The organism is Micromonospora sp. NPDC049801 (assembly GCF_040656575.1).
Classification (GTDB): domain Bacteria; phylum Actinomycetota; class Actinomycetes; order Mycobacteriales; family Micromonosporaceae; genus Micromonospora.
Map to the genome: position 1 here is coordinate 89557 of NZ_JBFAMS010000010.1, position 11164 is coordinate 100720.

6 protein-coding genes are annotated in these 11164 nt (G+C 72.7%); 1 reads left to right on the forward strand and 5 read right to left on the reverse strand.

Annotated elements, in window-relative coordinates; all coding sequences use genetic code 11:
• Window positions 1-400 precede the first annotated feature (400 nt).
• The 5 genes from AB0I89_RS19245 to AB0I89_RS19265 all read right to left on the reverse strand — a co-directional run bounded on the left by AB0I89_RS19245 (window position 401) and on the right by AB0I89_RS19265 (window position 8302).
• Window positions 401-1210 (reverse strand): metal-dependent hydrolase, encoded by an 810-nt coding sequence (locus AB0I89_RS19245; RefSeq protein WP_357128210.1) that lies wholly within the window; start codon window positions 1208-1210, stop codon window positions 401-403.
• A 103-nt stretch (window positions 1211-1313) separates the two neighbouring features.
• Window positions 1314-2951, reverse strand: coding sequence for a serine/threonine-protein kinase (locus tag AB0I89_RS19250; RefSeq protein WP_357128213.1), 1638 nt, complete (start codon window positions 2949-2951; stop codon window positions 1314-1316).
• Window positions 2952-3069: 118 nt separating this feature from the next.
• Window positions 3070-4803 (reverse strand): serine/threonine-protein kinase, encoded by a 1734-nt coding sequence (locus AB0I89_RS19255; protein ID WP_357128216.1) that lies wholly within the window; start codon window positions 4801-4803, stop codon window positions 3070-3072.
• Window positions 4804-4886: 83 nt separating this feature from the next.
• On the reverse strand, window positions 4887-6221 hold the full coding sequence (locus tag AB0I89_RS19260) for a glycosyltransferase family 4 protein (protein WP_357128219.1): 1335 nt from the start codon (window positions 6219-6221) through the stop codon (window positions 4887-4889).
• A gap of 137 nt (window positions 6222-6358) precedes the next feature.
• Complete coding sequence (locus AB0I89_RS19265; protein WP_357128222.1) at window positions 6359-8302, reverse strand: amylo-alpha-1,6-glucosidase; 1944 nt, start codon at window positions 8300-8302, stop codon at window positions 6359-6361.
• Window positions 8303-8344: 42 nt separating this feature from the next.
• Here AB0I89_RS19265 and AB0I89_RS19270 point away from each other — a divergent pair, with 42 nt between their 5' ends.
• Window positions 8345-11050, forward strand: coding sequence for a glucosidase (locus tag AB0I89_RS19270; RefSeq protein WP_357128225.1), 2706 nt, complete (start codon window positions 8345-8347; stop codon window positions 11048-11050).
• The last annotated feature ends 114 nt before the right edge of the window (window positions 11051-11164 follow it).

Here is an 11164-nt window from a genome sequence, read left to right on the forward strand (position 1 = left end):
AGGCGCGAGGCGCGTCGATCTTGCGTTTTCTGCGCCGACAAAACGCGCAAACCTCAACACTCCGTCGACCGTAACTGCAAGATCGGCGCGAGCGGTTAAGTCCTGCCTGGCCCTCGCCCGGACAGCGCGGCAAGATCGCACTCGATCCAGGATCTGGTGGTGTCAGCGCGACGTTAGGCCACTACATCCTGGATCGAGTGCGATCTTGACGTCGGCGGCACCCCGCATCGCGTCGATCTTGCACTTTCTGCGGCGACATAGGGCGCGAAGCAGGACGGATCGGCATCCGCAAGTGCAAGATCGGCGCGGTGAGCGCGGTGAGCGCGGTGAGCGCGGTGAGCGCGGTGAGCGCGGTGAGCGCGGTGAGCGCGGTGAGCGCGGTGGGGTGCGGGGTGGGTTTTTATACGTCTATGTTGAGGCGTTGTAGGACTGAGGGCGCGATCAGGCCGGCGGTGGAGAGCACCACGATCACGGTCAACACGGCGCGCAGGACGACGACCTCGGTCTTGCTGCCGGTGCGCAGCGCGATGCTGTTCGGGAGGCCGATCATCGTCCACATGCGGCGGCGGATCGGAATCGGCCAGAGGATCGGCACCCCGGCCCTGGTGATCATGTCGCCGAGGATGTGCACGAGGCAGCCCACCCCGACGGCCGTGCCGATCAGCGGATAACCGCGTCCGCCCGGCAGGTTGGCGAAGGTGAACCAGGCGGCCCCGGCCGACGCGAGCGTCACGATCACCCAGCCGGCCCGTTCGGCCCACTCGTCGAAGAGCCCGCGCAGGGCCAGGCCGAACATGAAGAACAGGATCGTGATCACCGCCCACTTGCCGTACGCGGCGCAGAGCGCGGTGGTGCCCCAGCCGACCAGCAGCGTGAACGGGAGCGTGTGGGTGAGCGTGCGGTGCCCGTTGTTGCGACGCGGGTCCTTGCTGAGCTTCGTCGCGTAGTAGACGCCGAGTGAGATCTTCTCCATCACCTCGGCCACGAAGAGCGAGAAGACCCCGAACGTGCGGGCGACGGTAGCGCCACCCTGGTTGCGGGTCACCTTGCCGGACAGGTCGAGGTCGGGAAAGAGCGCCCCACCCGCGCACACCGCCGTACCCACCGCCAGCGCCAGCGGCGACTGGTGGTAGTCGGCGAACTGGTCCAGCGCCCAGGACCCGGCCAGCCATACCGCCGCGCCGGACAGCGCGTGCGACGGTCCCATCATCTTCGGCTCACCCTCCCCAGGGATCTTGAGCGCCAAAACTACGCCACTGTAGCCAGCACCGGTGTCGCAGGGGCGTCAGTTGACCCGTCCACAGCGGACAGTGTCAGAGGGTGGGCGTGAAGCTCTGCCGGATCATCACGAAGTATGCCGCGTTGACCTGCCAGTCGAACTCCTTTGTCAACCACGAGACGGTGTAGGCGTGTCCGGCCGAGGTGTTGGCGAGCAGCCGGATGCTGTGCACCCGTTCGCCGGCGGCGTTCTCCCAACTGCACTCCCAGAGGGCCCCGCCGTCGAACACGTCCAGCGCGGAGATGTCCAGCTTGCGGTAGCCGGGGAGCGCGTCGGCGGCGACGAGCCGCTCCTCCTGGGCCCTCAGGTGCGCCAGCGGATCGGTCCGTGCCGGTCCCGCCTCGACGCTGAGCACGCGCGCACCGCTGGGCTCCCGGAAGCAGGTCACCGCCCCTTCGGTCCAGCGTGCCCAGCCCACCGGGGCGGCGATGCGGAAGCCGGTCGGGTCGGTGTGCCAGGTCCAGCCGTCCCGTAGCCCGTACCGCGCGTCCTTCGGTGGTGGGGTCGAGGGCACCGGCGTGGCCGTCGGTGGCGGGGGCGTGGCGCAGGCGAACGCGGCCGGTCGGGTGGCGGTCGCGCCGCCGCCGGAGCCGGACGGTGGCGTGCGGTCGTCCGAACGGTGCAGCAGCGCCGCCGTGACGCCACCGGTGACGAGCAGGGCCACCGCGGTCGCCGCCCCGCCCCAGGCGATGACCCGTCCGCGTCGGCCCGCGGCGCGGTCCCTCGGGCGACGGATCGACGTCGCCGGGTCCGGCGCGGGATCCGGAGCGCGGACCGGGGCGGACGCGGCGGCCCGGGCCGCGCCGCGGACCGCCGCCACCGCGGTGGACCGTGCCGGCGGGGGCTGGTCGTGGTCGGCCGCCGCTGCCGCCGCGCGCAGCAGCGGCTCGGCCTCGGCGGCGGTCAAGCGCCGCCAGGGATCGCGCTGCAACAGGCCGCTGATCACCGGGCGCAGGGGGCCGGCCCGGCGCATCGGATCCGGCGGCTCGGTGGCCAGCGCGCTGAGCGTCGCCATCGCGCTGGACCGGGCGTACGGGGACTGCCCCTCGACCGTCGCGTAGAGCGTCGCGCCCAGCGACCACAGGTCGGTACGCGGGTCCGACACACCGTCGCGCGCCCGCTCGGGTGCGACGAACTGCGGGGAGCCGAGGACCAGGCCCGGTCCGGTCATCGCCCCGTCACCACCGTCGAAGGTGGCGAGGCCGAAGTCGGTGAGCACCACCCGCCCGTCGTCGGCGACCAGCACGTTGTGCGGCTTCACGTCGCGGTGCAGGACACCTGCGGTGTGCGCGGCCCGCAGCGCGGCGAGCACCGCAAGCCCGATCTGGGCGGTGCGGGTGGGGTTGAGCGGACCCTCGGCGTTGATGATCTGCTGCACCGACCGGGATGCCACGTACTCCATCACGATCCACGGGTTCTCGCCGTCGTGCACCACGTCGTACAGCCGGACGACGTTGGGGTGGTTGAGCCGTGCGGCGGTGCGCGCCTCGCGGAGCGTGCGCAGCCGTAGCTCCGCCCGCTCGGCCTCGGCCAGCCAGGCCGGCGGCACGACCTCCTTCACCGCCACGTCCCGGTGCAGCATCTCGTCGCGGGCCAGCCACACCCGGCCCATCCCGCCGGTGCCGACCAGGTCGAGCAGCCGGTACCGACCCGCGATCAGCAACTGCTGCACGGTCGCTCCCCCTCGGTCACCCTGCGTTACACGATAGCCACCGTCGCCGATTTTCTCATCCGCTGAGCGGCCTCGATCCACGCCGGACGGGGGGCCGGGCACGGCCATACGGCGCAGGTCAGCGGGGTGGTCGGAAACTGTTTCGCAGAATGGCCCAGTCCCCGTCCGCGGTGTTCCAGTCGCGGTCGTCGGTGATCCAACCCAACGTCCAGCGCGACTCACCCACAATCTGTTGCCGGGCGTGGATCCGCGGACCGTCCGGGGCGTCCCACCGACACTCCCACTCCGCGCCGGTGTCGCCGGGGGCGAGCCGGATCTCGTCGTAGCCGGGCAGCGCGCCGGCCCGAGCGGCCTCGTCGCGGGCCGCCCGTAATCGGGTCATCGGGTCGGCCGCGCCGCCCTCGGCGACGCTCAACGCCCGGCCGGTTGCCGGGTCCTGGAAGCAGGCCACCGTGCCCTCCTGGGAGTAGTACCAGGTCGCCGGGACGGAGACCCGGAAGCCGGTGGTGTCGGCATGCCACACCCATCCCGGTGGCGGCCGGAACCGCTCGCCCGCGGCGGGTGATCCGACCGTGACCGGCGCGCCGACGACGTCCGGGCGGACGCACGGGAACGGCGGCGGGGGCACGTCGCGGCCACCGGGCGGCGGCCGACCCGGACCGCCGCGGTGCGGGCCGCCCCGGTCGTCGCCGTACTCCCCGTCCGGCCCTCGACCGTCGTCCACCTGTCCCGTGGTCGGGGTGGTGGTCGGCCCGGCGGTGCCGGTCGGGGCGTCGCCGGCCACGGCCAGCGCGGTGCCCACCCCGGCGGCGGCCGCCACGAGCAGTGCCGTGACGACCAGCGCGGCCCGCCGGGCCGCTGGCCGGCGGGCCGCTCGCCCCGTCGTGCCGGTGGCGGCGTCCGGCGGGTACCGGACGTCCGGCTCGTCGCTCGGGCGATCATCGAGAGGAGCGTCTCCGGGTGGGTCGACGCCGGAGCCGATCGGGTCGGGCACGGGCTGCGGGGCGGTGGAGTGGGCGACCTCCCCGGAAGTGGACGAGATGCCGGTCGGGCCCGCGGCGGCGCTGAGCAGCCGGCGGGCCTCGTCGTGGTCGAGACGGTCGTGGGGGTCGCGGCGTAGCAGCCCGTCGAGTACCGGCGCGAGCGGACCGGCGTGCGGGGCCGGGTCCGGTGGACCGGCCGCCAGCGCGCTGAGGGTGGCCATCGCGTTGCTGCGGGCGTACGGGGAGCGGCCCTCCACGGCGGCGTGCAGGGTGGCGCCCAGCGACCACAGGTCGGCGGCCACCGTGGACACTCCCTCCGCGGCCCGCTCCGGCGCGACGTACTGCGGGGAGCCGAGCACCATCCCGGGGCGGGTCATCGCGCCGTCCCCGCCGTCGAAGGTGGCCAGTCCGAAGTCGGTGAGCATCACCCGGCCGTCGTGGGCGACCAGCACGTTCTGCGGCTTGATGTCGCGGTGCAGCACCCCGGCCGTGTGCGCGGCCTCCAGGGCGTCGAGCAGGGCCAGGCCGATCCGGGCGGCGCGGGCCGGCTCCAGGGGTCCTTCGGCGTCGAGGACGTCCTGCAGGGTGCGCGACGGGACGTACTCCATCACGATCCACGGACTGCCCTCGACCTGGACGACGTCGTAGAGCCGGACCACGGCGGGGTGGTTGAGCCGGGCCGCGGTGCGCGCCTCGCGCAGGGTGCGCGAGCGCAGCTCGGCCCGCTCGTGGTCGGCCAGCCAGTTCGGCGGTACGACCTCCTTGACCGCGACCTCGCGGTGCAGCATCTCGTCGCGGGCTCGCCAGACCCGACCCATGCCGCCGCGGCCCACCAGGTCGAGCAGCCGGTACCGACCGGCGATCAGCACCTGCGCACGCTCCTCCTCGGCCGCTGTCCGGTGTACACCCTAACCAGCGGATCGGAAGGTACCTATAGGTCGTCCGACGAATCTCAGCAGGCGGCGTGGTCGGCGGCGGCGAGCAGATTGCCCTCCGGAATGGCGATCCGGTGCCGTCCGCCGGCCAGTCGGGCGGCGGCCCGGCGAGCCTGTAGCGGGCCGTGTTCGCGGCGGGCGGTGGCGTAGCTGGCGGCGGTGCGGGCCGCGATGGTGGCCCATCCGTAGCGTTCGCCGACCATGGTCCGGGCCCGTCGGGCGACCCGCCGGGCGAAGACCTCGTCGCCGAGCAGTCGGTCGACCGCGCCCGCGAGGGCGACCGGGTCGCTGTGCGGGAACGTCACGCCGGTGACGCCGGGCTCGACGATCTCGGCGAGGCCGCCGGTACGGGCCACCGCGAGGGGTGCTCCGGCCGCCGCGGCCTCCAGGGCCACCATGCCGAACGGCTCGTAGAGGCTGGGGACCACCGTCGCGTCGGTGGCGCCGAGCACCGCCGGCAGTTGGGTGGCGTCGAGGAAGCCGGTGAAGCGGACGGTCGAGCCGAGCGCCAGGCGACGGGCTTCGGCCTCCAACTCGGGGCGGTACGGGCCGTCGCCGGCGATCACCACGCGCAGCCCGGGGTGCCGCTCGCGCAGTCGGGGTACCGCGTGCACGAGGTGCTGGACGCCCTTCTCGTAGACCAGCCGGCCGGCGTACCCGACCAGCGGACCGTCCGCGGCGAACCGGGCGCGGGCCGACGCGACCGCGCGTGGTCGGGCCCGCCACGCCCGGTCGTCGACCCCGTTGGGGACCACGTCGACCAGCCCGCCCGGTACGTCGAACAGCGAGCTGACCTGGTCGCGCATGTAACCCGAACAGGTGATCACGCGGGTGGAGGCCCCGCTGAGCCAGTGTTCGACGCCGTGGATGGTGCGGTTCATCTCCTCGGGCAGCCAGCCCTGGTGTCGCCCGGCCTCGGTGGCGTGCATGGTCGTGACCAGCGGCAGGTCGAGATGTTCGGACAGCGTCACGGCGGTGTGGGCGACGAGCCAGTCGTGGGCGTGGATGACGTCGTAGGCGCCGGCCTGGGTGGCGCGCAGGGCGGTGCGGGTGAGGGTGTGGTTGAAGGCCATGGTCCACGCCAGCAGCGAGCCGGTGGCCAGGGGGAAGGCGACGGGGTCTTCGGGGGCGCGCAGGATGCGGACGCCGTCGGCGTACTCCTCAAGGGGTGCGCCCTCGGCGTGGCGGGTGACGACGGTGACCTCGTGCCCGGCGGCGGCCAGGGCCACGGACAGGGCGTGGACGTGGCGGCCGAGGCCGCCGACGAGCACCGGCGGGTACTCCCACGACAGCATCAGCACCCGTAGCTGGCGGGCGGGGTTGATGTCGATCACGTGGGCATCGGGTGACATGCGGCCCCCTTTGAGTTGTCCCCGGGCGCGCGCCGACCGACACCGGAGTCGATGTCGCCGTCGCGTCTGGATCGGGGCCAATCCTGCCGGCGCCGAGATAACCAGCGGAGACACCGCCGTTGCGGTCATGTAAAGCGCTACTGGCCTTTTCGGCGCACCCGCAGCAACTCGGCCACCGACCACGCCTGGAACGGGCAGCCGGTCGCGGAGTGCGGCGCGACACCGTCGGCCGTCTCACTTACCGATCCTAGCCCATATTCGGTCAGATGGGACTCAATGCCAATCAATGCGTCATCGACTGGCATCTTGCCCCGACGAGTGGCGTCCACGTACGGGCCGAGCAGCCACGGCCACACCGTGCCCTGGTGGTAGCCGCCGTCCCGCTCGGCCGGGCCGCCCCGGTGGCGACCCACGAACTCGGCCGCATCCTCCGCGAGGCTGCGCGGCCCGAGCGGGGTGAGCAGCCCGTTCGCGACCCGGCGCAGCGTCGCCTCGTCCGGCTCCAGCGGCGCGAACGGCAACGACCAGGCCAGCAACTGGTTGGGCCGCAGCGCGTCGTCGTCGTGCAGGGCGGCCCCACCCAGCGGGTACGCCGGCGCGGGCGCGTCCAGCACGTCGTGCAGCCACCCGGTCGGGGCGGGGAACCGCTCCCGGAACGAGGTGGTGGCCCGCCCGTGTAGTCGCCACAGCTCGCCCGCGTCCTGCCCGGCCAGCTCGGTCAACTCGGCGAGCCCGGCCAGCCCGTTGATCCACAACGCGTTGACCTCGACGGGCTTGCCCGTGCGCGGGGTGACCGGCACGCCGTAGACCCGGGCGTCCATCCAGGTCAGGGCGGTGCCCGGGGCGCCCTGGGTGAGCAGCCCGTCGGCCGGGTCGACGGCGATCCCGTACCGGGTGCCGGCGACGTGCGCGTCGATGACCCCGCGCAGCGCGGGCAGCAGCTCGTCGCCGAGATCGGTGTCGCCGGTGACCGTCACGTGCCGGCTCACCGCGTGCAGGAACCAGAGGGTGCCGTCGACGGTGTTGTACTCCACCCGGCCGGTGTCGGCCGTGTTGGCGAGCATCCCCTCGGAGAGGGTCGCCGCGTACGCCCGCAGCAGCTCCCGCCCCTCGGCGGCCCGACCCGTGCAGAGGAACAGCCCCTCGTACGAGATCATCGTGTCCCGCGACCAGGCCCCGAACCAGGGATAGCCGGCCACCACGTCGACCGCCGCCTGCCGGGTACGGACCACGAACGCGTCGGCGGCCAGCGCCAGCGTCGCGTCCACGTCGTCGGCCGGCTTCGCCGTCGCCACCACCTGCCGGTTGCGTCGCCGGGCCGTCGCCACGATCTCGACGGCCGGCGGCGGCTCCTCGTCCAGCGGAGCGGCCCAGGCCCGCACCGACACCGTGTCACCGGGGCGTTCCAGATCGCCGGCGAAGCGGCCCGCGTACCAGACGTCCTCGTCCGGGTGCAGGCCCCGGTTGGCCTCCTCGCGGTGGTGCACGCCCAGCCACCACTGCCCCTCCGGCGTCCAGCCGGGGCCGGCCAGCCGATATGCGCCCTCGACCACCGCGCCGTCGGCCACCGCCTCGACCTGCGGCGTCGGCCCGTCAGCCCGCCGCTCGCCGTGCGCGTCGCGCCAGGTGCAGGCGGCGGACAGCTCCAGCCGTACCGGACCGCCGGCGACCAGCCGGTGCACCACGGCCACGCAGGAGCGGCCGGGCAGCATGGCCAGCTCGCGTTCGATGACGACCGCGCCGATCCGCCACCGCCAGCGGGGCAGCCCGTCGACCAGCTCGAAGCGCTCCAGCAGCTCGAATCCGCGCGGGTCGACGTCGCCGGAGGACCACTCGTGCGCGCCGAGGCGTACCCGCGCCCCGGACGGCAGGGTGACGGCCGGGTCGAGGCTGACCAGTCCCACCTGGCGGGACGCCGGCGTATCGCCCGGCACCACCAGAAGGCCGTGGTAGCGACGGGTCCGCAACCCGCCGACGGTGCCCATCGCGTACCCGCCGAGGCCGTCGGGCACCAGCCACTCCCGGCTGGACGCGCTGGTCAGGTCGCCGCAGACCTGCGGTCCGAAAATAATGTCGATCAACTTTCCTCCACCGCCGTCGAGGTGTAACACGCCACGGCGAGAATGGCCGCTGTGGTGAAGTACCGCGGCGACGTCAAAGATGTGCACGTGATCACTGACGGATCGTCCTCCGACGCCTCGCCACCCGACGCTGAGCGGCTTCGGCTCGCCCAGGCCGACTCGGGGGAGCAGGACTGGCGTGCATGGGGTCCCTATCTGTCCGAACGGGCGTGGGGGACGGTACGGGAGGACTACAGCGAGCACGGTACGGCGTGGGACTACTTCCCACACGACCATGCGCGGTCCAGAGCCTACCGGTGGAATGAAGACGGCATGGCCGGCGTCTGCGACGACCGACAGACGTTCGCGTTCGCCCTGGCGCTCTGGAACGGCAAGGACCCGATCCTCAAGGAGCGGATGTTCGGCCTCGGTGGTGACAGCGGCAACCATGGGGAGGACGCCAAGGAGTACTGGTGGTACCTCGACAGCACCCCGACGCACTCCTGGATGCGCTGGCGCTACCACTACCCGCAGGCCGCCTTCCCGTACGACGAACTCGTCGCGGTGAACGCGCTGCGCGGCCGGGACGACACCGAGTACGAGCTGGTGGACACCGGGATCTTCGACGACGACCGGTACTGGGCGGTGACCGTCGACTACGCCAAGGCGTCCCCGACCGACCTGTGCATGGTGATCACCGTCGCCAACCGGGGCGACGCGGCGGCGACCCTGCACGTGCTGCCCACCTTGTGGTTCCGCAACACCTGGGCCTGGGGGCTGCCCGGCGGCGACCGGATTCCCCGGCTGACCGGGGAGGGCACCCGGCTGGTCGGCGAGCACCGGGTGCTCGGGCAACTGCTGCTCGAAGGCGACGGCGGCCCGGTGCCGCTGCTCTGCGACAACGACACCAACGCCGAGCGGCTCTGGGGCCTGGCGGGTCGCTCGCCGTACCCGAAGGACGGCATCAACGACCACGTCGTCAACGGCGCGCCCACCGTCAACCCGGCCCGCGAGGGCACCAAGGGCGCGCTGCACTACGTGCTCGACGTGCCGGCCGGCGGTCAGCGCCAGATCCGGCTGCGGCTGACCCGTACCGCGTCGCCTCCGGCCGCCGCCCCGCCGCCCCCGGCCGACCTGCGCGACGGCTTCGAGTCGGTGGTGTGGGCCCGACGGGCCGAGGCGAACCGCTTCTTCGCCAACGTGATCCCGGAGGCCGCCACCGCCGACGAGGCGCTCGTCGCCCGGCAGGCCATCGCGGGACTGATGTGGGGCAAGCAGTTCTACCACTTCGACGTCAAACGCTGGCTGGACGGCGACCCCGGGTCGACACCGCCGGCCGGGCGTCGGCACGGGCGCAACAGCGCCTGGTGGCACATGACCAGCTTCGACGTGATCTCCATGCCCGACCCCTGGGAGTACCCCTGGTACGCGGCCTGGGACCTGGCCTTCCACTGCGTGAGCATCGCCCGGGTCGACCCCGGCTTCGCCAAGGAGCAGATCCTGCTCCTGCTACGCGAGTGGTACCTGCACCCCAACGGGCAGATCCCGGCGTACGAGTGGGCGTTCGGCGACGTGAACCCGCCGGTGCACGCCTGGGCGGCGCTCAAGGTGTTCGAGATCGACGGCGGTAAGGACTTCGAGTTCCTGGGCCGGGTGATGCACAAGCTGCTGCTCAACTTCACCTGGTGGGTCAACCGCAAGGACACCGGCGGCAACAACGTCTTCGAGGGCGGCTTCCTCGGGCTGGACAACGTCGGACCGTTCGACCGCTCGGCGGCGCTGCCGGTGGCCGGCGTGCTGGAGCAGTCCGACGGCACCGGCTGGATGGCCATGTACGCGCTCAACCTGCTCGACATGGCCATCGTGCTGGCCGAACACGACCGGACCTGGGTGGACACGGCCACCAAGTTCTTCGAGCACTTCCTCTACATCGCCGCCGCCGCGTACGAGCAGGGGCTGTGGGACGACGAGGACGCGTTCTTCTACGACGTGCTGCGGCTCGCCGACGGCACGAAGGTGCCGCTGAAGGTCCGCTCGGTGGTCGGGCTGCTGCCGCTGGCCGCCACCACCCGCCTCACCGCCAAGACCCTGCACCACCTGCCGGAGCTGGGCGCGCGGCTGCGCTGGTTCCTCACCAACCGCCCGGAGTACGCCGAGGTCATCGGCACCCGACGGATCGGCCCGGACGGCCGCCAGCAGCGGCTGCTGTCCATGGTCGGTCAGGAGCAGGTGGTCCGGCTGCTCGCCCGGATGCTCGACACCGACGAGTTCCTCTCCGACTTCGGCCTCCGTACGTTGTCCCGCGCACACCTGGACAAGCCGTTCTCAGTCAATCTCGGCGGGCAGGAGTTCTCCGTGGGCTACGAGCCGGCCGAGTCGACGAGCGGCCTGTTCGGCGGCAACTCGAACTGGCGCGGGCCGATCTGGATGCCGACGAATTTCCTGCTGATCAGCGCGCTGCGCGACTACGCCGCGTTCTTCGGGGACTACCTCCAGGTGGAGTATCCGACGCGCTCGGGGGTGAAGCTCTCGCTGGACGAGATCGCCGACGACCTGTCGAGGAGACTGATCTCGCTCTTCACCCAGGACGACTGGGGTCGCCGACCGATCTACGGCGCGGCGCGGCTGTTCCAGACCCACCCCGACTGGCGGGACCTGGTCGCCTTCCCCGAGTATTTCCACGGCGACAACGGCGCCGGACTGGGCGCTTGGCACCAGACCGGCTGGACGGCTCTGGTCGCCGACCTGATCCTCACCCTGCGCCGTTGATCCAGCCCACGCCCACGCCCACGCCCACGCCCACGCCCACGCCCACGCCCACGCCCACGCCCACGCCCACGCCCACGCCCACGCCCACGCCCACGCCCACGCCCACGCCCACGC

What these genes read in the sequence shown, in the direction of transcription:
- AB0I89_RS19245 (WP_357128210.1), bottom strand. Translation starts at nt 1,210, where the DNA reads ATGATGGGACCGTCGCACGCGCTGTCCGGCGCGGCGGTATGGCTGGCC.
- AB0I89_RS19270 (WP_357128225.1), top strand. Translation starts at nt 8,345, where the DNA reads ATGGCCGCTGTGGTGAAGTACCGCGGCGACGTCAAAGATGTGCACGTG.
- AB0I89_RS19260 (WP_357128219.1), bottom strand. Translation starts at nt 6,221, where the DNA reads ATGTCACCCGATGCCCACGTGATCGACATCAACCCCGCCCGCCAGCTA.